The 22,244-nt window shown below is 63.4% G+C and carries 21 protein-coding genes and 1 pseudogene; 18 read left to right on the top strand and 4 right to left on the bottom strand.

The genetic code is table 11. The features are described 5' to 3' along the window. Nucleotides 1–12: 12 nt before the first annotated feature. Nucleotides 13–759: a nodulate formation efficiency C protein gene (locus IVB05_RS35625; RefSeq protein ID WP_247780686.1), complete on the top strand. Its 747-nt coding sequence runs from the start codon at nucleotides 13–15 to the stop codon at nucleotides 757–759. A 486-nt stretch (nucleotides 760–1,245) separates the two neighbouring features. Here the strand turns inward: IVB05_RS35625 and IVB05_RS35620 are convergent, their stop codons facing one another. Then, complete coding sequence (locus IVB05_RS35620; protein ID WP_247787248.1) at nucleotides 1,246–2,166, bottom strand: LysR substrate-binding domain-containing protein; 921 nt, start codon at nucleotides 2,164–2,166, stop codon at nucleotides 1,246–1,248. 209 nt (nucleotides 2,167–2,375) lie between these two features. On the opposite strand from IVB05_RS35620, the gene IVB05_RS35615 reads away from it, so the two are divergent. From IVB05_RS35615 to IVB05_RS35565, 11 genes and pseudogenes are all read left to right on the top strand, one after another. Next, nucleotides 2,376–3,407 (top strand): ABC transporter substrate-binding protein, encoded by a 1,032-nt coding sequence (locus IVB05_RS35615; protein ID WP_247780684.1) that lies wholly within the window; start codon nucleotides 2,376–2,378, stop codon nucleotides 3,405–3,407. Nucleotides 3,408–3,506: 99 nt separating this feature from the next. After that, nucleotides 3,507–4,550, top strand: a complete 1,044-nt coding sequence (locus tag IVB05_RS35610) for an ABC transporter ATP-binding protein (RefSeq protein WP_247780682.1) — start codon at nucleotides 3,507–3,509, stop codon at nucleotides 4,548–4,550. A gap of 71 nt (nucleotides 4,551–4,621) precedes the next feature. Continuing rightward, nucleotides 4,622–5,455 (top strand): ABC transporter permease, encoded by an 834-nt coding sequence (locus tag IVB05_RS35605; protein WP_247787246.1) that lies wholly within the window; start codon nucleotides 4,622–4,624, stop codon nucleotides 5,453–5,455. After that, nucleotides 5,452–6,258, top strand: a complete 807-nt coding sequence (locus IVB05_RS35600; protein WP_247780681.1) for an ABC transporter permease — start codon at nucleotides 5,452–5,454, stop codon at nucleotides 6,256–6,258. The genes IVB05_RS35605 and IVB05_RS35600 overlap by 4 nt, the downstream gene beginning before the upstream one ends. A 19-nt stretch (nucleotides 6,259–6,277) precedes the next feature. Continuing rightward, entirely contained in the window at nucleotides 6,278–7,417 is a 1,140-nt protein-coding gene (locus IVB05_RS35595; protein WP_247780679.1) for an FAD-dependent oxidoreductase, read from the top strand. A gap of 46 nt (nucleotides 7,418–7,463) precedes the next feature. Then, nucleotides 7,464–7,760, top strand: a complete 297-nt coding sequence (locus IVB05_RS35590) for a (2Fe-2S)-binding protein (protein WP_247780677.1) — start codon at nucleotides 7,464–7,466, stop codon at nucleotides 7,758–7,760. After that, entirely contained in the window at nucleotides 7,757–9,175 is a 1,419-nt protein-coding gene (locus IVB05_RS35585) for an NAD(P)/FAD-dependent oxidoreductase (RefSeq protein WP_247780675.1), read from the top strand. The genes IVB05_RS35590 and IVB05_RS35585 overlap by 4 nt, the downstream gene beginning before the upstream one ends. After that, a complete protein-coding gene (locus tag IVB05_RS35580) occupies nucleotides 9,172–10,293 on the top strand; it encodes an FAD-dependent oxidoreductase (protein ID WP_247780673.1) in 1,122 nt (373 codons plus the stop codon). Before IVB05_RS35585 ends, IVB05_RS35580 begins: the two co-directional genes overlap by 4 nt. Nucleotides 10,294–10,312: 19 nt before the next feature. Beyond that, nucleotides 10,313–10,660, top strand: coding sequence for a RidA family protein (locus tag IVB05_RS35575; RefSeq protein ID WP_247780671.1), 348 nt, complete (start codon nucleotides 10,313–10,315; stop codon nucleotides 10,658–10,660). 152 nt (nucleotides 10,661–10,812) lie between these two features. Beyond that, nucleotides 10,813–11,556, top strand: a pseudogene (locus IVB05_RS35570) (sugar phosphate isomerase/epimerase family protein); the annotation flags it as partial. Nucleotides 11,557–11,587: 31 nt separating this feature from the next. Further along, nucleotides 11,588–12,739, top strand: coding sequence for a Gfo/Idh/MocA family oxidoreductase (locus IVB05_RS35565; protein WP_247780669.1), 1,152 nt, complete (start codon nucleotides 11,588–11,590; stop codon nucleotides 12,737–12,739). Between the two features lie 378 nt (nucleotides 12,740–13,117). Here the strand turns inward: IVB05_RS35565 and IVB05_RS35560 are convergent, their stop codons facing one another. After that, on the bottom strand, nucleotides 13,118–14,305 hold the full coding sequence (locus IVB05_RS35560) for an enoyl-CoA hydratase-related protein (RefSeq protein WP_247780668.1): 1,188 nt from the start codon (nucleotides 14,303–14,305) through the stop codon (nucleotides 13,118–13,120). 185 nt (nucleotides 14,306–14,490) lie between these two features. Here IVB05_RS35560 and IVB05_RS35555 point away from each other — a divergent pair, with 185 nt between their 5' ends. From IVB05_RS35555 to IVB05_RS35530, 6 genes are read left to right on the top strand one after another with little or no spacing between them, the layout of a single operon-like run. Further along, nucleotides 14,491–15,750: an aromatic ring-hydroxylating dioxygenase subunit alpha gene (locus IVB05_RS35555; RefSeq protein WP_247780666.1), complete on the top strand. Its 1,260-nt coding sequence runs from the start codon at nucleotides 14,491–14,493 to the stop codon at nucleotides 15,748–15,750. Beyond that, on the top strand, nucleotides 15,750–16,244 hold the full coding sequence (locus IVB05_RS35550) for an aromatic-ring-hydroxylating dioxygenase subunit beta (protein ID WP_247780664.1): 495 nt from the start codon (nucleotides 15,750–15,752) through the stop codon (nucleotides 16,242–16,244). The genes IVB05_RS35555 and IVB05_RS35550 overlap by 1 nt, the downstream gene beginning before the upstream one ends. A 23-nt stretch (nucleotides 16,245–16,267) precedes the next feature. Next, on the top strand, nucleotides 16,268–17,062 hold the full coding sequence (locus tag IVB05_RS35545; protein ID WP_247780662.1) for an enoyl-CoA hydratase-related protein: 795 nt from the start codon (nucleotides 16,268–16,270) through the stop codon (nucleotides 17,060–17,062). A gap of 3 nt (nucleotides 17,063–17,065) precedes the next feature. Further along, nucleotides 17,066–17,824 carry an SDR family NAD(P)-dependent oxidoreductase gene (locus tag IVB05_RS35540; RefSeq protein WP_247780660.1) on the top strand — a complete coding sequence of 253 codons (759 nt, stop codon included), beginning with the start codon at nucleotides 17,066–17,068 and terminating at the stop codon, nucleotides 17,822–17,824. Between the two features lies 1 nt (nucleotide 17,825). Beyond that, nucleotides 17,826–18,764 carry an alpha/beta hydrolase gene (locus tag IVB05_RS35535; RefSeq protein ID WP_247780658.1) on the top strand — a complete coding sequence of 313 codons (939 nt, stop codon included), beginning with the start codon at nucleotides 17,826–17,828 and terminating at the stop codon, nucleotides 18,762–18,764. Continuing rightward, on the top strand, nucleotides 18,761–19,954 hold the full coding sequence (locus tag IVB05_RS35530; protein ID WP_247780656.1) for an acyl-CoA dehydrogenase family protein: 1,194 nt from the start codon (nucleotides 18,761–18,763) through the stop codon (nucleotides 19,952–19,954). Before IVB05_RS35535 ends, IVB05_RS35530 begins: the two co-directional genes overlap by 4 nt. 48 nt (nucleotides 19,955–20,002) lie before the next feature. Here the strand turns inward: IVB05_RS35530 and IVB05_RS35525 are convergent, their stop codons facing one another. Beyond that, nucleotides 20,003–21,163 (bottom strand): ABC transporter substrate-binding protein, encoded by a 1,161-nt coding sequence (locus IVB05_RS35525; protein ID WP_247780654.1) that lies wholly within the window; start codon nucleotides 21,161–21,163, stop codon nucleotides 20,003–20,005. 31 nt (nucleotides 21,164–21,194) lie between these two features. After that, entirely contained in the window at nucleotides 21,195–22,241 is a 1,047-nt protein-coding gene (locus IVB05_RS35520; RefSeq protein ID WP_247780653.1) for a branched-chain amino acid ABC transporter permease, read from the bottom strand. Between the last annotated feature and the right edge of the window lie 3 nt (nucleotides 22,242–22,244).

The following is a 22,244-nucleotide window of genomic DNA, read 5'->3' as shown; positions in this document are numbered from 1 at the left end:
CGGACCATGCAAATGCACACCCGCAAGTCATTGACGATGATGATTGTGACAGGCCTGTTCGTGCTCGCTGCGATGATGGCCCAAGCGGCTGAGCCAACGCTTGTCGCTAAGGTAAAGAAGGACTGGCGAGCGCAGGACGGCGAGACCGCCGAACAAATCTTCGCCAAGGTCTCGAAGGTAGCGCACTTCGTTCCGAGAGGGTGGGAAGTCGCCAAGACTGGCAGCGGTGACGAGGTCGTAGTGTTCTCATGGGCCAAACACAGCAGCGAAAAAACAGGGGATGAATATACGATCACCTGGGAAGTCGCATCGGATGGGACGATGACACTTGGGCCACCCTATGCAAAACCGATGGAGCTGGGCTGGCAGGCATTCGCTCTATCGCTCGTTGCGAGTGAGGTCAGCGAGGAAGAGAAGAACCCAAATCTTCGTTTCCTGCATGATCTATCCAACTTCAATTTCGTCACGACGGCGCAGGGGAAGCTTGGCGATCTACTTAAGCGCGGCCGATGCGCTATCACCAACGATCCGGTCCACGTGACCTATTTGCCGCCAACCTTCAAGGTTCCCGAGACCGGAGACCTATGGGCGGTCCACTTGCAGGTGGACTGCGATATTCCCGGACCTGCCTATTTCACCAGAGGAGGAGTCGTTCTATTCGACAGGCGCGGAAAGGAAGACTGGAAGCCCGCTTCAGTTTTCGCCCGTCGAATAGCCAATCATCCACCGGGCTCATGGTTTGATCGACCTGAGCCTTAAGGTGGCGAACTACACCGGGCGTGTACGGTGTGGCACGGGAAGACAGGCGGGGTGCTACACACCCGCTTTCGTACCCGGCTGGGCGGGCCACCTGTCAGGCTACGTTCCGAAGGCGAGCGCTCGCCATCTCACGGGAAGCCCGCTTGGGCTGTGCACCAAAACTGAGACAAGTTCATGGCGCGTCTGGAATCAAGCCGCCCTGTAAGTCTTTGAAAACAAAGCCTCGAATTGGGTGGGGGACTGCATGTAGCCCTCTCTCGCTACCAATAAAATCAGCTCTTCTCAGCCTCCACGAGCATTCGTACCACAAACCCGCCTTCGCCCGCGTGAGGCGTCAGCAGGCGTGGAGAGCCTCGACAAGGTCGACCTCTCAAAGCTCCGCACTTAAAGCGACAGGGATACGCGCGATCGGGACGAAAGGCTTAAGCTGCACTCGATCGCGCCATGGCGATCTACCGTACGGCCCCGTTCAACAATTGCGCAAGTTCATGTTGTTCCGATTCGGGCTGAGATATTCGTCTCGCTCAGCGCCCGCCGCACGGCCTCCACCAGATCCAAGGCCACTGGCGAAGGACTGCGTTGCGGCGGGAACACGGCAGCGAATTCGAAATCGATCCGCGGTAAGAAAGGACGCGCCACGACGCCTCGGCCCTCGAACTCCTGTGCCGTAAAGGGGTCGCAGATCGCCACGCCGAGTCCAGATGACACCAACCCGCACATGATTTCGGACAGGCTGGTCTCGACCCGAAGAATCCGGCGGACATCGTCGCGATTGAAGGCTTGGTCAATCAGATGTCGGCCGGTCGATCCCGCCGTCAGGGACACGAAGGTCTCGCCTTCGAAATCGCGCGGCTGCAGCGTCGTCTTGGCCGCGAGCCGGTGGCCGGCGGGCAGAATTGCTACGCGAGCGGGCGCCGGCAGCCGCACGCTCGACAGGCCCGCATGGGCGATCGGCACTTCAGCGAAGCCGATGTCACATTGGTTGTTCAACACCCAGTCGACCACAATCGGTGAGATCACGCCGAAGAACGACAGGTTGAGGTTCGGCCGCTCCATCAGAAATCGCCCGGAGAGCCTCGGCAGGTAGCCGTTGGACAGCGCCGGCAGGGCCGCGATCCGCAGCGTGCCGGTCCGACGGCTGCGGATTTCTTCGGCTGCTGCGGTAATTCGTTCGAGGCCAATGAAGGACCGTTCGACCTCCATGTAGAGTGCCGTCGCGGCAGCCCGCGGCACCAGTCCGGTGCCGCGCTTTTCGAACAGCTCCATTTTCAGCAGCGCCTGAAAGTCGCGCAGCAGCCGGCTTACGGCCGGCTGCGTCACAGCCATCAGCTTTGCCGCTTCCGTCACACTGCCTGTCAGCATCATCGCGCGGAAGGCTTCGACCTGCCGCGAATTGATCCGCGCCATGCTTTCCAATCCATAATATTTCAGCATGAAGAGGGTGCCATTATTAATTGGACGGTGAAAGCGTGGATTGCGATCTTTTTCATCAAGGCTGGACGCAGCCAGTTTTCTAGGCAGCGCAGCAACCCCAAGCGCTCAAAGGCTTCGAACCGGTCAAATTGGGGATGCGCTCCGGGTGCTCACCTCGCAAACGATGTTGGAGATCGATCCAAATGAAGCAACTCGGCCTTGTGACCGCGACCATCGCGACGCTCGCCTTCGCCCCCTCGGCGGCTTTGGCGCAGCAGAAGACGCTCTATGTCGCCGGATACGGCGGCTCTTTCGAGAAGACGATCCGCGACGAGGTGATCCCGGCGTTCGAAAAGGCGAACGGCGTCAAAGTTGAATACGTCGCCGGCAATTCGACGGACACGCTTGCCAAGCTGCAAGCCCAGAAGGGCAACCAGCAGATCGATGTGGCGATCGTCGATGACGGTCCGATGTACCAGGCCATCCAGCTGGGCTTCTGCGGCAAGCTCGAAGGCCTTCCTGCCGATCTCTACGAGGCCGCACGCTTCAAGGACGACCGTGCGGTTGGCATTGGCCTGGTCGCAACCGGCTTGATGTACAACACCAAAGCCTTCGCCGAGAAGGGCTGGGCGCCGCCGACCTCCTGGAACGATCTCAAGGATCCAAAGTATCAGAAGCAACTGGTCATTCCGCCCATCAACAACACCTATGGTCTGCACACATTGCTGATGCTCGCCCGGATGAACGGTGGCAGCGAGGCCAACGTCGACGCCGGCTTCAAGATCATCAAGACCGACGTCAATCCAAATGTGCTGGCCTATGAGCCTTCGCCGGGCAAGATGACCGAGCTGTTCCAGTCCGGCCAGGCCGTATTGGCGGTGTGGGGTACGGCCCGCGTCCAGAGCTTCGCCAACACCGGCTTCCCCGTCGACTTCGTCTATCCGAAGGAAGGTGCGGCCACGCTGCTGACGACCGCCTGTCCGATCACCAAGCCCAACGCATCGCCGCTTGCCTCGGCATTCGTCAAGACGCTGCTCGAGCCGAAAATACAACTCGTGCTGCTGAAGGACTACGGCTACGGCCCGGTACTGAAGTCGGTCGTGGTCCCACCGGAGCTCGGCAAGATGGCTCCGATCGGCGATCGCGCCGCAAAACTCTATACGCCCGACTGGACTGTTATCAACGACAAGCGTGAGGAATGGACCAAGCGGTGGAATCGCGAAGTCGAGCGCTGAGCCAAGGCTCGGCGCCGGCGGACAGGATTTCGGCGATGGCTCCGCGCAATGGCGCAGGCCCACCATCGAACTCTACCACAGCAGCACCTGGAAGCATCCATGTCCTTTCTTGAGCTCGACCGTGTCGCAAAGCAGTTCGGCCCGCAGACTGTTGTCGATGACTTCAGCCTTACCGTTGGCAAGGGCGAATTCGTCTCCTTCCTCGGTCCGTCGGGATGCGGAAAGACCACGACGCTGCAGATGATCGCGGGCTTTCTGCATCCCTCGCGCGGCGCGATCCGGCTCGAGGGATGCGACCTGACCGCGGTGCAGCCGGCGAAGCGCGGGCTCGGTATCGTATTTCAGAGCTATGCACTGTTCCCGCATATGACGGCGGCCGAGAACGTCGCCTTTGGCCTTGAGATGCGGCGCGTGCCGCGGGCCGAGTGCCGCGAGCGCGTGCGCGCCACGCTGGCCATGGTCGGGCTCGCCGGCTACGAGGACCGCTATCCGCGCCGGATGTCCGGCGGTCAGCAGCAACGCGTCGCGCTTGCTCGTGCGCTCGTAATCCGGCCGAGCGTGCTGCTCCTCGATGAGCCGCTGTCGAATCTGGACGCCAAGCTGCGTGAGGAGATGCAGATCGAGCTGCGGCAGATCCAGCGAAATATCGGGACCACCACGATTCTCGTCACCCACGACCAGAACGAGGCGATGTCGTTGTCCGACCGGATCGTGGTGATGAGCCAGGGCCGCATCGAGCAGATCGGTACGCCGCAGGAAACCTACGAACGGCCGGCGTCCGCCTTCGTGTCACAGTTCCTCGGCAAGACCAATGATTTCGCCGCGAGCATCGACCGGAGCGCCACGCCGGGGCGGCTGATCGCGGGCTCCTGGAGCGCACCGGCACCGGCTGGCCTCGCGGGCCCGGTGACGGTCAGCATCCGCCCCGAGCGGATCGGCTTCGGCGATGCGGGGCTCGCGGCGAAGATCGTCACCCGCATCTTCCAGGGCAATCACTGGCTATTCCAGTGCGAGTGCGAGTGCGGCTTCATGATTGTGATCCGCCAAAATGACGGCCAGCCGCAGCCCGCGGAGGGCGAGGCCGTTCGGCTCGCCTGGCGGCCGGAAGACATGAGCCTGCGTCGCGCCGGAGGTGCCGCATGAGCGCGGTCGTCGATGCGGCTCCGGCGAGCGCTGCACCAACGACAGACGAGCGCGATGGGCGCGCGGCGTGGATGCTGACCGCGCCGGCGCTGATGCTGTTTGTCGGTGTCCTGGTGATTCCGCTCGCCATGACGGTGATGCTCTCGTTCCACGACTGGGGCCAGTACAAGGGCATCGAGCCGGTCTTCATCCTGAAGAACTGGCACGAGATCGCGATCGATCCCTATTTTGCCGAGATGTTCTGGCGAACGTTCCGCATCGCGCTGTTGACGACGCTGATCACCGCCGTGCTCGGTGCGCCGGAGGCCTACATCCTCAACCGCATGAGCGGACGCTGGAAGAGCTTCTTCCTGCTCGTGATCCTTGGCCCGTTGCTGATTTCGGTGGTGGCGCGCACGCTGGGCTGGGCGCTCCTGTTCGGCGGCAATAATGGCCTCGTCAACAAGTTCCTGATGTCGCTCGGGCTGATCGGCTCGCCGCTGCCTTTCATGTTCACCGAGACCGGCATCGTCATCGCACTCGCGCATGTGATGATGCCGTTCATGGTGCTGTCGGTCTGGGCCGCGCTGCAGCGCGTCGACCCGCAGATCGAGAACGCCGCTTTGTCGCTAGGCGCCAGCTCGTTCACGATCATCCGCCGCATCGTGCTGCCGCAGATCATGCCGGGCGTGTTGTCGGGCGCGATCATCGTGTTCTCGCTGTCCGCCAGCGCTTTCGCGACGCCCGCCATCATCGGTGGCCGCCGGCTCAAGGTCGCGGCGACGCTTGCCTATGACGAGTTTCTCAACACGCTGAACTGGCCGCTCGGTGCGGCGGTGGCGGTCCTGCTTCTGGTGGCGCTGGTGCTGATCGTCATCGGCAGCAACGCGCTGATCGAGCGACGCTATGCCGAGGTGTTCCGATGAGGACGAACGGCCCGCTCTCGCTCATCTTCCATACGATCTTCGTCTTCGTCATGCTGGCGCCGATCGTGGTGGTCTGCCTCGTCGCTTTCACGCCCGAGGGCTACCTGTCGCTGCCGACCACCAATTTCTCGTTGCGCTGGTTCAGGGCGATCGCGAATTATCCCGAGTTCGTCCACGCCTTCTGGGTGAGCCTCGGGTTAGGCGCGCTGTCCTCGTTGGTGGCGCTTCTGTTCGCGGTGCCGGCGGCGCTTGCGATCGCGCGCTATAGCTTCCGCGGCCGCGACGCCCTCGCAGCGTTGTTCCTGTCGCCGCTGATGATCCCGCATGTCGTGCTCGGCATCGCCTTCCTGCGCTTCTTCACGGCGATCGGCATGGGCGGCAGTTTCACAGGGCTGCTGGTCGCTCATGTGGTGGTGGTGTTTCCATTCGCTCTCCGGCTGACGCTGGCCGCGGCGACCGGCATGGACCGCTCCATCGAGATGGCCGCGGTCTCGCTCGGCGCCGGCGACTGGACGTTATTCCGCCGCGTGACACTGCCTCTGATCCTGCCGGGCGTCATCAGCGGCTGGGCACTGGCCTTCATTCAGTCCTTTGACGATCTGACCATGACCGTCTTCCTAGCCACGCCCGGCACCGAGACGCTGCCCGTTCGCATGTTCCTTTACATCCAGGACAATATCGATCCGCTGGTGACCTCCGTCTCGGCCAGCGTGATCGCGATAACCATGACCGCCCTGATCCTGCTCGACCGCTTCTACGGGCTCGACCGCGTGCTCGCCGGCAAGAGCGACCCGGGGCGCTAGGAGAACCCAAGGAAAACCCATGTCAAAGGAATACGACGTCGCTGTCGTGGGCGGCGGCCTGCTTGGCTCCGCTATCGCCTGGGGTCTTGGCCGGCTCGGCAAGAAGGTCGTCGTCCTCGACGAGGGCGACATCGCCAAGCGCGCCTCGCGGGCAAACTTCGCGCTCGTCTGGGTGCAGAGCAAGGGGTTAGGCATGCCGGCCTATACCGGCTGGACGGTGCGGGCGTCCGAAGGCTGGGGCAAGCTCGCCGCGGAATTGAAAGATCAGACCAGGCTCGACGTCGCCCTGCAGCAGAATGGCGGCTTTCACCTGACGCTGGGCGAAGACGAGTTCGCGCAGCGTGCTCAGCTCGTCACGCGCATGCACAACCAGGTGGGCGCGGCTGACTACAGGATGGAGATGCTGTCGGCGTCTGAGGTCAGAAAGATGCTGCCGCTGATCGGTCCCGAGGTCTCTGGTGGCAGCTTCTGTCCGCTGGACGGGCACGTGAATTCACTGCGCACCTTCCGCGCCTTCCACACCGGGCTGAAGTTGTTCGGCGTCGACTATTTTCCAGAGCGGTCGGTCTCGGCAATCGCCCGGAGTGGCGGCGAATTCCGGCTGTCGACATCGCAGGGCGAGATCCGCGCCGGCAAGGTCGTGCTCTCCGCCGGCAACGCCAACCAGACGCTCGCACCGATGGTCGGCCTGTCGGCGCCGATGGGCCCGACCCGCGGCCAGATCGTGGTGACCGAGCGCACCATGCCGTTTCTGTCGCATCCGCTGACCACCATTCGGCAGACCGACGAGGGCACGGTGATGATCGGAGATAGCAAGGAGGATCAGCTTGACGACCGCACGCTGAACCATTCGGTGAGCGCCGTGATGGCGGATCGCGCGCAGCGCATGTTTCCTCATCTGGCCCGCCTGAACGTCGTGCGGACCTGGTCCGGCATCCGCGTGATGCCGCAGGATGGCTTCCCGATCTACGATCAGTCGGAGAGCGCGCCGGGCGCTTTCGTCACCTGCTGTCATTCCGGTGTGACGCTCGCCTCCAACCATGCCTTCGACATTGCCCGGATGGTCGCGGCGGGTGCGCTCGAGCCGGAACTCGTCGGCGCGTTCTCGGCCCGTCGCTTCGATGCAAACCATGCCGCGACAGGCAGCGGCTACTACTGAAATCGACACGGCCCGAGCGGGCGAGAAGGCGGCGAAGAGGCACCCCATGTTCAAACGATCCGATCAGGACAGCAGAAGCTCCGTGCACATCCTCGTCGACGGAACCGCCGTCGAGGCGCGCGAGGGCGATACTGTTTCCGCTGCGCTGCTCGCCTCCGGCCGTGACGTGCGCCGTGCGACCGCGGTGAGCGGCGCGCTGCGCTTGCCCTATTGCATGATGGGCGTGTGCTTCGACTGCCTCGTCACCATTGATGGCGTCGGCAATCGCCAAGGCTGCCTTGTGCCTGTCGCCGAGGGCATGCAGATCGAGATCCAGAAGGGCAAAAGGGAGATTGGCCGATGAACACGACTCCCAAGCGCGATAGCTATGACGTCGTCGTCATCGGGGCAGGGCCGGCCGGGCTTGCCGCCGCCGCGACCGTAGCCGAGGCTGGCCTGTCGACGCTGCTGCTCGACGAGAATGCCGGCCCCGGCGGCCAGGTCTGGCGCGCCATCGCCTCGACCCCGGTGACGGAACGCGATCGCCTCGGCGCCGACTATTGGGCGGGCGCGAATCTTGTCGAGGCAGTGCGATCGAGCGGCGCCGAGATCATCCAGCGCGCGACCGTCTGGAGCCTTGACCGACATCTCGAGGCCGGCGTGTCAATCGGCGGCGCGTCGTCCCTCGTCAAGGCGCGCCGCGTGATTCTGGCGACGGGTGCGCTTGAGCGCCCGTTTCCGATTCCCGGCTGGACCCTTCCGGGCGTGATGACCGCGGGTGCGGCGCAAACGATGCTGAAGTCGTCGGCGCTGGTGCCGGACGGGCGCACCGTGATCGCAGGGCAGGGGCCGCTGCTTTGGCTGCTCGCGGCGCAGATCCTGCGCCTTGGCGGCAACATCGACCTCATCCTCGATACGACCGAACGTCGAAACTATCTTGCCGCGCTGCCTCACGCCTTCGCCTTCGTGACCTCGCCCTATTTCGCGAAGGGCCTTGCCCTAATGCGCGAGGTGCGGGCGAAAGTACCGGTGGTGAATGGCGTGAGCGAACTCGCTGCTGCCGGCGACGGCCAGCTTGCAACGGTGACCTATACGGCCGGCAGCCGACGCGAGACGATTCCGGCCGAGCTATTGCTGCTGCATCAGGGTGTGGTGCCCAACGTCAATCTCGCGATGGCGGCCGCGATCGATCATCGCTGGGACGACCTGCAGCTCTGCTGGTCGCCGGTTCTCGATCACTACGGCGACACGTCGGTCGAAGGCATCGCGATCGCTGGCGATGGTGCTGGGATCGGTGGCGCGGAAGCCGCCATTGTTCGCGGCCGTATCGCTGCACGAGCGGCGGTTGAAGCGCTGGCGCCTGCGGCTGCTGCCAAGCTCGCACCGATGGCAACCCTCAGAGCATCGCTGGCCCAGGCCGAGCGCGGCCGCAACTTTCTCGATACGCTATTCCGTCCGGCGCCGCAGTTCCGCGTCCCCTCCGGCGACACTATCGTCTGCCGCTGCGAGGAAGTATCGGCCAAGGACATTCTCGACGCCGTCGCGATCGGTGCGACCGGTCCCAATCAGCTCAAGGCTTATCGCCGCACCGGCATGGGTCCCTGCCAGGGCCGGCTTTGCGGCCTGACCGTCACTGAACTGATGGCGCAGGCCCGAGACAGGACTCCTCAGGAGATCGGCTATTACCGGCTGCGCGCACCGGTGAAGCCGATCACGCTGGCGGAACTGGCGGCGATGCCGAAGACGGAGGCCAACGTCCAGGCGGTGGTGCGCGGATGACGAAGCTCGCGGATGCCATCATCGTGGGTGGCGGCATCCACGGATGCTCAACCGCGCTTCATTTGTGTCTCGCGGGGATGAAGCCGGTGCTGATCGAGAAGGACTATGCCGGCCGCCACGCCTCAGGGGTGAATGCCGGTGGCGTTCGTCAACTCGCAAGGCATGTCGCCGAGATCCCACTCTCGATCCGCTCGATGGGAATCTGGGAGCGGATCGAAGAGCTGGTCGGCGACGCCTGCGGCTTCGAAAGCCACGGCCAGGTGCTGGTCGCCGAGAACCACGCCGAATTCGATGCGTGTCGCGCGCGCGTCGCCGAGTTGAACGCGTTCGGTTTCACCCACGAGGAGCTGATCGATGGGCCGGAGCTGCGGCGGCTGGTGCCGGCGGTGGCCGAGAGCTGCCCTGGTGGCGTGGTGTCGCGGCGCGATGGCGCGGCCGATCCGGCCCGAACCACCACCGCGATCCGCCGAAAGGCAGAAGCGCTCGGCGCAACCGTCCGTGAGGGCGTGGCAGCGACCAACATTCGAAAGCAAGATGGGCTGTGGCTGGTGGATGTCGGTGCCGACACCTATGTCGCGCCGGTACTCGTAAACGCTGCCGGGGCATGGGCCGGCCGTATCGCCGCGGCGCTGGACGAGCCGGTGCCGGTTGAGACTGTGGCGCCGATGCTGATGATCACCTCCCGCGTGCCGCATTTCATCGATCCGGTGGTGATCCTGCGTGGCCGCAAACTCTCCTTCAAACAATTCGCCAACGGTACGGTGCTGATCGGTGGCGGGCATCTGGCGACGCCGGATCAGGACCGAAACGAGACCGTGCTGGACTGGCGCAGCCTCGCCATGAGCGCCCGCACGGTCTTCGAACTCTTTCCAGTCATCCGCGACGCCACCATTGTTCGCGCCTGGGCCGGCATCGAGGCGCGGACGCGCGACGAACTACCCGTGCTCGGCCCGAGCGCTCGACACTCCGGGCTCTACCACCAATTCGGGTTTTCGCTGCATGGCTTCCAGCTCGGCCCCGGCGCCGGCGCCGTCATGACGGAGCTTATCGTCAACGGCGGCACCCAAACACGCATCAGCGAGCTCGGCATCGACCGCTTTCATCCTTCCACACCCTAGAACCCAAGATGAGGACATCATGAACATTATCCGCAACATCCGCACGCCGATCATGCATCGCGCTGTCGAAGCCAACGGGTTTGTATTCGTGGGCGGCACGATCGCCGACGACACCAGTGCCACGATGGGCGAGCAGACCCGCAACATCCTCGGCAAGATTGCGGGCTATCTGAAGGAGGCGGGAACGGACAAGTCTCGCGTCGTCAGCGCCTCGATCTTCGTGACGGATCTCTCCAGGAAAAAGGAGATGGACGCGGCCTGGACCGAATTCTTCGGCGACAACCTGCCCGCGCGCGCAACGGTCGGTGTAGCCGACCTCGGTGGCGGCGCCTTGATCGAGGTGGTGGTCACCGCGCTCAAAGGCTGAGCGTTCGACGAGCCCGTTCCGAGCGGGCTGTAGTCGCTGGCGCAGGTCCGTACCCCTGCGCCATTAAAAGACTTGACGCTCATGGTCTGGTCATCCTACTGGTCTGACCAAGGTCAGATCAATAGGACCAGGGATGGAACTCACGCGACCCAGTCAGGGGCAGACCGAACGAACGTCAGATCTGGGCGGTAGATCAAATGATGAAGGCCGCGCAGGCGTCTCGCCGCCTGGGCCTCACCGGCAGCGTGAGCTTCACCGGCGCGCTGGCCTGGCCGTTCCTTTATCCCTGGCCGCAGCGGCCGCCGGGCCTGATCGAGACTGCGTTCGACGAACTCGCGCGTCGTTGGCGTCCCATCCTCGATGCCTATGAGGAAGCGGGTGTCGACCTCTGCTACGAGGTCCATCCAGGCGAGGACGTATGCGACGGCGTTACCTTCGAGATGTTCTACGAGCGCACTGGCAGGCACCCGCGTTGCGCAATCAACTACGATCCGTCCCATTTCATCCTGCAGCAATTGGACTATCTGGCCTTCATCGACATTTACGCCGAGCGCATCCGCGCCTTCCACGTGAAGGATGCGGAGTTCAATCCGACCGGGCGGCAGGGCGTCTACTCGGGTTTCCAGCCCTGGATCAATCGCGCCGGGCGCTTTCGCTCGCTCGGCGACGGGCAGGTTGACTTCAAGGCGATCTTCTCGCGGCTGGCTGCCATCGGATTCGACCGCTGGGCGGTGCTGGAGTGGGAATGCTGTTTGAAGAACGCGGAGGACGGCGCGCGCGAAGGTGCCGCCTTTATCCGCGACCACATCATCCGCGTCACCGAGCGAGCCTTCGACGACTTCGCCGGCGGCACCAGCGACGAGACACAGATCCGACGGACATTGGGCCTCGTTTGAGCGCCGGAATAAATCGACAGGAGCGCGCGACATGGCTGAGCCACGCATTCGACTTGGAATGGTAGGCGGTGGGGAAGGCGCCTTCATCGGCGCCGTCCACCGTATCGCCGCGCGCCTGGACGATCGTTACGAACTCGTGGCTGGGGCGCTTTCGGCCTCGCCCGACAAAGCGATCCGATCGGCGGAGGCTATCGGCCTTGAGTCCGATCGATCCTATCCTGACTTTCGGACCATGGCGCAGGCCGAGGCCGCGCGAACCGACGGTATCGAAGCGGTTGCGATCGTCACTCCGAACCATATGCACGCACCTGTCGCCGACGCCTTCCTGGATGCGGGTGTTCACATCATCTGCGACAAACCGTTGACGACAACCCTTGAGGAGGCGCGCCGCTTGCGCGACAGGGCACGCACGAGCGGATTGATATTTGCCGTCACCTATAATTATTCCGGTTATCCGCTTGTCCGCCATGCACGCGCTATGGTTCAGGGCGGCGAACTCGGCGCGATCCGGATCGTGCAGGTCGAATACCCGCAGGATTGGTTGGCCGATCCGCTAGAGGTCACCGGCCAAAAACAGGCCGACTGGCGTACCGATCCGGCGCGCGCTGGTGCCGGCGGCTGCGTCGGCGACATCGGTACCCATGCATACCAGCTGGCGCACTTCGTGACCGGGATGATGCCTGAGCAGATTCTGGCCGAGACGACGATCTTCGTGCCGGGCCGCCGTGTCGATGACAACGTGCAAATTCTGCTGCGTTACGGGAACGGGGCGCGGGGGACGTTGTGGGCGAGCCAGGTTGCACCCGGAAACGATAACGGGTTGCGGTTACGGATCTTCGGTGAGAAGGGCGGTCTGGACTGGCGACAGGAAGAGCCGAACCTTCTCGTCTGGTCGCCGCTCGGTGAAGCACCACGGTCGATCCGCCGCGGCACAACGTCCATGAACGCCGCCGGTCAGCGCGTCAATCGTACTCCACCCGGCCATCCTGAGGGATACCTGGAAGCATTCGCGACGATCTATACCGAAGTGGCCGCAGCTATTGTGGCCAGTCGTACCGCTTCCCTTGCCGATCCGGGGCTGACCTTTCCAACGATTGAGGATGGCTTTGCCGGTGTTGCGATGGTGGACGCCGTCCTGCGCTCGAGCGCAGCCGGAGGGGTCTGGATGCCGGTTGAATTGTGAACGCAGCGACCATGCCATCGCTCGGCGCAGCCGTAGCGATCCTGGGTAACCGGCCGGAGCGTGACGAGGCCCGGAAGATGGTCCGCGACCTCGAAGGCCGTATCTGACGCAGTCCGAGGGTGGCCAGCGGTACCGATCCTAGAGGATCAGCTTTCCTGGATTCATAAGATTGTCAGGGTCGAAGGCCGTTTTTAGCGCTCTCATTGAGGAAAGTAGCGCGAACGGATGAATTCGCCCGGGAAAGCTCGGCTTGTGCGCGATCCAGGTAGCGCGCGAGACAGCTCACTCAGGTATTCGCGTAATGGGCGGTTATGGAATCTGCCGGAAGGTTGAATCCGAGCGATCGCTGCGAAATGAGTTGCTTTCCATTCGGTCGGTTCAATCGCCGCGAAACTGCGGGCGGCGCTTGGCGACGAAGGCTGCGATTCCTTCATTCGCGTCACGGTTGCGGCTAGTCGCGATAATCGATTCTTTTTCAGCTTCGAGCTGATCCGACAGGCCGGTTTCAAATGACTGCCTCAGCATGCGGCGGACGGCGCCAAAGGCGCGCGTCGGACCCGCGGCCAGTGTGGCGGCGAGGGCGTTCGCCTCGCTCTCCACGCTATCGCTCGATGCCAGACGCGACACCAACCCGAAGTCCAGCGCTTCCTGCGCGGTAAGACGGCGATTGAGCAGGAACAGCTCTTGTGCGCGTCGTATCCCAACCATTCGCGGCAGGAACCAGGTGTTTCCGCCGTCGGCTGTCAGGCCGAGCGCGCCATAACCCAGCGCAAACCGCGCATCATCGGCCGCCACGACAATGTCGGCGGCGTAAATCAGGCCCAATCCACCGCCACCGGCACCGCCGCGCACCGCTGCGACGACCGGCGCGTCGATGCTGGTCAGCCGTTCGATCGCCAGATGATAGCTGTCGATCATGCGGCGCAACCGGTTCGGCAATTGCTCGCGCGCAGTTCCCGCGAACAGGCTGAGGTCGCCGCCGACCGTGAAGTTCGGCCCGTTGCCGGCGATCAGGACGGCGCGGACATCTGACCTTTCCGCGATCTGGGTTGCAGCTTCGGCGAGATCGGCAGCCATGCTTTCGTCGATTGCATTGCCTTTGTCCGGACGGTTCAGGCGCAAGGTCGCAACGCTACCTTCGAAGTCGAGCAGCACGGTCCGCAGCGGACCCGCGGCGTCATGCCAGCGTGCGGTGTCGGTAAATTGTTCGAGCGACTTGATGCGTCCCTGATCTACCGCGATCAGATGCGCAAAGGCTGCATCGAGAACGGCGCCGCCTTGCTTGCCGTGGCCGTGATAACGGCCGGTCACCAGCAGACGGCCATCGGCGAGATCGAGAAACCGTTCCGGCTCGGCCCGCGCCTCGAAATGCCGAGCGATCGCGCCCCAGCCGTTGCGCCGCATTGCTGCGGGTCCGTCATGATCGCCGCCGATGCCGTACGGCAAGCCCTCGGCGGTGCGGCCGGTGAATTCCGGATGCAGCAGCGCGTCGAGCTGCTCGCGGTCGCCGGCGGCAAGCGCGGCGTAGAGCGCGCGGGCGAGATCGGCAGGTGGGCGGCTCTCCATCCCAAAACTCCCTTTTCAAACCCGTTGTTATCAACGGAGTTCAGCCCGGGCGGTCCGGGCGAGGGAAAATCCCCCTTGAAGCCCCCAAACGCCGGTGCTATTCTTAGAACGGTCAGTCGGATTATTTTAGACCGAGCCGCAGGTCTCCGCAAGAGAGCCCTGGCCAGCCAGTGGGAGATGCAGCGATGAACGTCGTGCCGCGCGCGTCGCAGTGGGGCGAATTGATCCGGCCGGACCGGGTGCACGGCTCGCTTTACAGCGATCCCGCGATCTTCGAAGCCGAATTGCAGAACATCTGGTACCGCACCTGGGTCTATGTCGGGCACGAGAGCGAAGTGCCGAACGCGAATGACTACGTCGTCAAGTCGATCGGCCCGCAATCGGTCATCATGACCCGCGACGAGCTGGGCAAGGTCAATTTGCTGCTCAATCGCTGCTCGCACCGGGGCAACCAGGTCTGTTCCTATGACAAGGGCAATGCGCGTTCCTTCACATGCCCGTTCCATTCCTGGACCTTTGCCAATGATGGCCGTCTGGTCGGTTATGCGTTCCCCGACGGCTACGAAGGCCAGGACAAGTCAAAACTTTCGCTCGGCCGGGTGACGCGGGTGCAATCCTATCGCGGTTTTGTGTTCGGTTCGTTTGCGGCCGAAGGCCCGACGCTGGAAGAGCATCTCGGCGGCGCGGCCGAGACCATCGACCGTCTGGTTCGCTTCTCGCCGGAAGGCGAGGTCGAGGTGACAGCCGGCTTCCTCAAGCATCGCGTCAAGGCCAACTGGAAATTCATTCTGGAAAACGAATGCGACGGTTATCATCCGGCCTTCGTGCATTCCTCGATCTTCGGTGTCGCCGACAGCGCGATCGGCAAGCTCTATGGCGGCGCGTCGACCGCGGTGACGCGCGACTATGGCAACGGCCATACCGAGATCGACCTGCGGCCCGAATTCCGCAAGCGCGATGCGCCGATGAGCTGGTTTGGCACCACGGAGGAGCGGTTGCCGGATTATACGGCGCGGATGAAGGCGGCCTATGGCGACCAGCAGGCGCGCGAGATCATGATCGATGGCACGCCGCATGTGATGATCTTCCCGAACCTGTTCATCGCCGAAATCCAGATGTTCGTGATCCAGCCGCTCGCGGTCGACGACAGCGTGCAGCACGTCACCGCGTTGCAGTTCAAGGGCGCGCCCGACATGAACCGGCGTTTGCGCCAGCAGACCATGGGCTCGGTCGGTCCGGCCGGATTGCTGCTTGCGGACGATTCGGAAATGTACGAGCGCTGCCATCGCGGCGTGCTGGCGCGCAATCCCGAATGGATTTTCCTTGGCCGTGGCGAGAAGCGCGAACGCCAGGACGAATTCGGCTTCAAGGTCGGTCATGTCACCGACGAAATCCCGTCGCGCGGCATCTGGCGGCATTATCGCAGCCTGATGGAGGCCCGCTGATGCTGTCGCGCGAAAGCAGCGCCACGCTCATGAGCGCCGTAACAGCCTTCATCTACAAGGAGGCGCGGCTGCAGGACGAGCACCATTATGAAGCCTGGGAAGCGCTCTGGACCGATGACGGCGTCTATTGGGTGCCGGCCAATGGCGACGATATCGATCCCGAAAAGGAAATGTCGATCATTTACGACAACCGTTCGCGCATTTCGCTCCGCATCAAGCAATTGCTGACCGGCAAGCGCCACACCCAGACGCCGCAATCGCGGCTGCGGCGGCTCGTCTCCAATATCGAGCTCGTGGACGAACAGCCGGGCGGCGATATCTCGGTCGCCAGCAACAGCATGGTGTTTGAGTCCAGCCTTCGCGACGACACCATCTGGGCCGCCCGCAACGAATATCGGCTGCGCTATGTCGATGGCGAGCTGCGAATGGCCTACAAGAAGGTGATCCTGGTCAATAACGAGAAGGCGCTGTTCACGCTCTCGTTCCTCATCTAGCCGGCCAAAGGCGGAAATCAGCCATGATCGATAAAGGTCCCGTTCTGCTCGACATCGCCGACGGCATCGCGCGGCTGCGGCTCAACCGCCCCGATGCCGCCAACGGCATGAGCGCCGAACTTTTGCGCGCGCTGTGCGACGCCATCATGGTCTGCCACGGCCAGCCGGACTTGCGCGTGTTGCTCCTGAGCGGGGAGGGAACGAATTTCTGCGCGGGCGGTGACGTCCGCGCGTTCGCGTCGAAAGGCGAGAAGCTGCCTGACTATATCAGGCAGGCAACGGCCTATCTGCAGAATGCGGTGACGGGGCTTTTGCGGCTGGAGGCGCCCGTCGTCACTTCCGTTCAAGGCTTTGCCGCGGGTGGCGGCGGCTTTGGCCTCGTCTGCGCTTCCGATATCGTCATCGCCGGCGAGTCGGCAAAATTCCTCGCGGGCGCGACGCGTGTCGCCATGGCGCCCGACGCCGGGGTGTCCGTCACGCTGTCGCGATTGGTCGGCCTGCGCCGCGCAATGTCGATCCTTCTCACAAATCCGGTGATATCGGCGCCCGAGGCGCTCTCCATAGGCATCGTCACCAAGGTCGTTCCGGATGCAGAACTGGCCGAGGCGTCGCTCGCGATGGCGCGCGAACTGGCGGCCGGTGCGCCGAAAGCGCTGGCGGCGACCAAACGGCTGGTCTGGGCCGGGACCGGCACCAGCATCGAGCAATGCCTTTCGGAAGAAGCGCGCACCGTGTCCGAACTGTCGGGGATGGCCGACGCACGCGAAGGGCTGGCGGCCGTCATCGAGCGGCGCAAACCAGTCTTTACGGGACGCTAGCCAGTGCCGGCTCCCGGCACCCGGCCTTTCGGGCGGCTCGATGGCCGCCGCGCCTTCGTCTCGGGCGGCGCGCAGGGCATTGGTGCGGCGATCGTGCGAAGCTTTGCCGAGGCTGGCGCTCGCGTCGTGATCGCCGATCTCGATATCGCCGGAGCATCCGATCTTGCCGGGCAGGTTGGTGCGACCGCAACTCGCCTTGATGTCGGCGACACCAGCTCGGTGCAAGCGATCATGTCGCAGCACGGACCGTTCGATATCGTCGTCAACAATGCCGGCGTCGACCAGCATGCGTTCTTCACCGATACGACGATGGAAGATTGGGCCAGGCTGCTCGCGCTCAATCTGGTTTCGGCTTTTGCATGCACCCACGCCGCGCTCCCGGCGATGCAGGCGGCCGGCTTCGGGCGCATCATCAACATCACCTCGGAAGCCGGCCGGTTGGGTTCCAAGGGTGGCGCAGTTTACTCTGCCGCCAAGGGCGGCGTGATCGCCTTTACCAAAAGCATTGCGCGCGAAAATGCACGCTTCGGGATTACCGCCAATTCAATCGCGCCGGGGCCGATCCGCACGCCGATGCTGGAAGCGGCCGTTGCCCAAGGTGGCGACAAGATTCTGCGCGCCATGACCGATGCCACCCTGTTGCGGCGGCTCGGCGAGCCCGAGGAGATCGCCGCCGCCGTGTTGTTTCTGGCATCCGATCAGGCGGCCTATATCACCGGCGAGACGATTGGCGTGTCGGGTGGCATGGGAACGGGTGGCTGATATGGGGCGCGCAGGCGGGAATATCGCAGCAGCTCCGATCGAACTCGCGATCGAACGCATCCGCGCAGTCTACCGCAGCTGGAACCGCGATACGTCCGTGGCCCAGATGCGCAGCGATTGGGATACCGCTTTCGGAGGTTGCACTGCGCCGGTCACGTGCGAACGCGTCTCTGCTGGTGGCGTCGATGGCGAATGGATATCGCCGAGCGATGCGCGAGAGGACAAGGCCATTCTCTATTTCCATGGCGGCGGCTTTCGCATCGGCTCGGTGTCCTCGCACCGCGACCTGATTGCGCAGATCGCACTTGCCACCAGCTGTCGCGTGCTCGCCATCAACTACCGCCTCGCACCGGAACATCGCTTTCCGGCCGCGCTGGACGATGCCATCGCGGCCTATGGCTGGATGCTCGATTGCGGCCTGAAGTCGGCCAACGTCGCCTTTGCCGGGGATTCCGCCGGTGGCAATCTCGTGCTTGCAGCCATGCTGGCCTTGCGGGAACGCAGGCTTCCGCTGCCCGTATCCGCAGTGCTGATGTCGCCATGGACCGATCTCGCGGCGACCGGCGCGAGTTACGTCAGCCGGGCCGAAGCGGACCCGATCCATCAGCGCCCGATGATCCTGGCGCTGGCGAGGAATTATTTGGGCGCGCAGGGCGATCCCTACGATCCGCTGGCATCACCGCTGTATGCCGACCTCGGAGGCTTGCCGCCGCTATTGATCCAGGTCGGCGATCGCGAAACCGTGCTGGACGATTCCGTCATGTTTACCGACATGGCGCGCGCCGCCGGCATCGATGTTACTCTTGAGGTGTGGGATGGTATGATCCACGTCTTCCAGATGTTCGGCGCGGAGCTTCCCGAGGCGCATCGGGCCATCGCATCGATCGCCGGATTTCTCAACCGGCACCTTCACATCAAGGCCGAGAGGGGACCATCATGAACGTCAGGCCCGCCGATCCGCGCAGTCACTCCGACAGCGAATTCCATTTCTCGGAGCAGCCGCAGCTTTCAGAGGAGTTGCGGATGCTGCGCGAGCAGGTCCGCCGCTTTGTCGAGAAGGAAGTCGTGCCATATGGCGAGCAGTGGGAGCGCGATGGCAAGATCCCGCGCGAGATCTATCGCCGCATGGGTGCGCTCGGCTTTCTCGGCATGCGTCACGCGGCCGAATATGGCGGTACCGATATGGGCCCGCTGGCGTCGATGGTGTGGGCGGAAGAACTCGGAAGGTCGACTTTCGGTGGTTTCACCTCGTCGGTACTTGTTCATACCGACATGTCGGCGGTCCACATCAGTCTGCGCGGCACGCACGAGCAGAAGCAGAAATATCTACCCGCGATCATTCGCGGCGAGACGATCTGCTCAATCGCGGTGACCGAGCCCGACGCGGGCTCCGACGTCGCCGGGCTGAAGACGCGTGCGCGTCGCGACGGCGATTCCTGGGTGATCAACGGATCGAAAATGTTCATCACCAATGCAGTCTATGGCGATATCCTGATCGTCGCCGCACGCACCGATCCAGCGGCCAAGGGCAGCCGCGGCATCTCGCTGTTTATCGTCGAGCGGACGACGCCGGGCATCTCGGTAACAAAACTCGACAAGCACGGCTGGCTTTGCTCCGACACCGCCGAAATCGCTTTCCAGGATGTTCGCATCCCCGCGGAAAATCTGCTGGGCGAGGAGAACCGCGGCTTTTACGGCATCATGGAAACCTTCGAGAACGAGCGCATCTGCATCGGCGGCATCTGCGCCGGCGAGTCCGCCAAGGCCATCGAACTCACCACCAATTATGTGAAGAGCCGGCAGGCGTTCGGCGGCCCGCTATGGAACCAGCAGGCGGTGCGGCTCAAGCTCGCCTCGCTCGCGACCAGGACCGCGGCCGCCCGGGCGCTGGCCTATCATGCGGCGGAGCTTGTCGAAGCCGGCAAACCATGCCCGCGCGAGGTGTCGATGGTGAAGGCGCTGTCGCCGGAAGTGCTGCACGAGGTCGTGCATGGTTGCCTGCAACTGCACGGCGGCACCGGTTTTATGCGCGGCACGCCGATCGAGCGCATGGTGCGCGATGCCAGGGTGCTGACCATCGGCGGCGGCGCCACCGAGGTCATGCTGGAGGAAGTCGCCAAGCGGATGTGAGGCGGCTGACCGGCGCGTCGTGTGCCGGCCAGCATCTCGTTTGGTTGCTCAATTCACCGGCTTGAAGCTCAGCGTCGAGAACTCGGACTGCATGATCTGCAGCTTCTGGTTCGAGAAGCGGATGCCTGGTCCGAAGCTGATCGGCGCCATGATGCCCGTCTCGACGTTCTTGGTCTTTTCCAGTTCCGCGATGGTGCAGGCCCACGTCGGCTGCTTGCCGCAGCGCTCGATCGCTGAAATCAGCACCTTGGCGGCAGCATAGCCGGTCATCGAGTAGCGGTTGATGCCTTTCATCTCGGCTTCCGGAAGCAGTCCCTTTGCCTTCTCAAGGAAGGCCTTGCCGGCCGGCCCCGCGAACGGTTCTACATAGTCAACCGCGTAGATGCCATCGCCGGCCGGTCCCATCAGTTTCAGCACCGGCTCGACCCGTCCGGGCCAGAAGATGCCGACCACCGGCTTGATGTTGAGCTTCTCCAGCTCCTTCATCATCGCGATGTTCTCGCCGATGATGCCGCCGGCCAGAAACACTTCGGCGCCGGAATCCTTCAGTTGCAGCATGTCGGAAGAGAAGTCCTGCTGGCCCTTCTTGTAGTTGCCGCTGTAGACCACATTGAGCTTCTTGGCCTTGACCACGGTATCGAAACCGTCGCGCACGGTGATGCCGTAATCATCGTCCTGCGTGATCAGGCCCCATTTCTTGCCAGGGTTCTTGTCGGCGAGATAGTTGACGAGGTGGATGATGCCTTCCTCATAGGACTGCCCGACTACGAACACGTTCTTGCGCGTCGGCTCCCAGAGGAACTTGACCGGCGCCACGTCGATCACGGTGGGAATGCCGGCCTTTTCCAATAGCGGCATCACGGCGATGGACTGTCCCGAGCCAGAGATGCCGAGCAACGCGAAGGCTTTGTCGACGTCGGTCACCTTCTTGACGCCTTGGATGGTGCGGGCAGTGACATATCCGTCGTCTTCCAGCACATATTTGATCTTGCGGCCGTTGATGCCGCCGGCGGCGTTGGCTTCCGCAATCGCGATCTTGTGGCCGATCGATGCGGCGACGCCGAGCAGCGCCGGTGGACCGGTCAGGGGCTCGACGTCGCCGATCACGATTTCGGTGTCGGTGATGCCGGGATCGGCGGCGAGCGCCGGGCCGGTCGACAGATACGCGCCTGCGAGTAACAGCGACGCGGTCGCCAGATATTTGATCATCGTTTCCTCCTCCTGTTCGGTGCTTTTTTGATTAGTAACGAAGCGGCCAGTTCACCCACATTCGCCTGATGTCGTGCCAGGCGCCGACCAGGCCGCGCGGCTGGAAGCGCAGGAACAGGATGATGACGAGACCGTAGAGCATGCTCTTGAGCTCCTGCGCCCCGGTCGTGAACATGGCGTCCATCTGCGCGCTGAACAGGCTGAACACGAACCGCGTCGCTTCCGGCAGCAGCACGATCAGGATGGTGCCGAGGACGGCGCCGAGCGCGGAGCCGAGGCCGCCGACAATCAGGATCGCCAGCGCCTCGATCGAGAGCAGGAACGGAAAGCCTTCGACGCTGACGAAGGAGAGGTAAATTCCATACAGCGCGCCTGACAGGCCGGTGATGAAGGCGGAGGTGACGAAGGCGAACAGCTTGTAGGCGTGCAGATTGATGCCCATGACCCGGGCGGCGGTGTCGTTGTCGCGGATCGCGACAAAGGCGCGGCCGACGCGGCTGCGGCGGATGTTGAGCGTGGCGAACAGCGTGAGAATCGCAAAGCCGAGGCAGAGATAGGTGAAGGCGGCGTCGCTATCGAAGCTAAGGCCGAAAATCTCCGGCCGCTGCACCGAAATGCCGCGGGCGCCGTTGGTCAGCCACCGCGCTTCCAGGATAACGGTGTTGATGATGAAGGAGAAGGCCAGCGTGGTAATCGCGAGATAAAGCCCCTTCAGCCGCAGCGACGGCGCGCCGACGATGAGGCTGGCGAGTGCCGGCACCACGCCCGCGCCAAGGAAACCGACCAGCGGATGCATGTGATACCTGGAAACCAGCACCGCATAGGCGTAGGCGCCGGTGACGAGGAAGCCGACATGGCCGAGCGAGATCAGGCCGGTGTAGCCGGTCAGGATGTTCAGCCCCAGCGTGCCGACAACCGTAATCAGGATGATCATCAGGAACGACAGCGCATAGGAGTTCAGCACAAACGGCGCGACGACCAGGCCTGCGACCAGCACCGTCGACCATAGCCATACCGGGGGCGAGTCGACGAGAGTTACGAGCTCGCCGTAGGTCTGTTTGAAATCGCCGGTGCGCATCGC

This window comes from Bradyrhizobium sp. 170 (assembly GCF_023101085.1).
Lineage (GTDB): Bacteria > Pseudomonadota > Alphaproteobacteria > Rhizobiales > Xanthobacteraceae > Bradyrhizobium.
The sequence above is the reverse complement of the archived record's forward strand: the minus strand, read 5'-3'. Positions and strand labels throughout refer to the sequence as shown.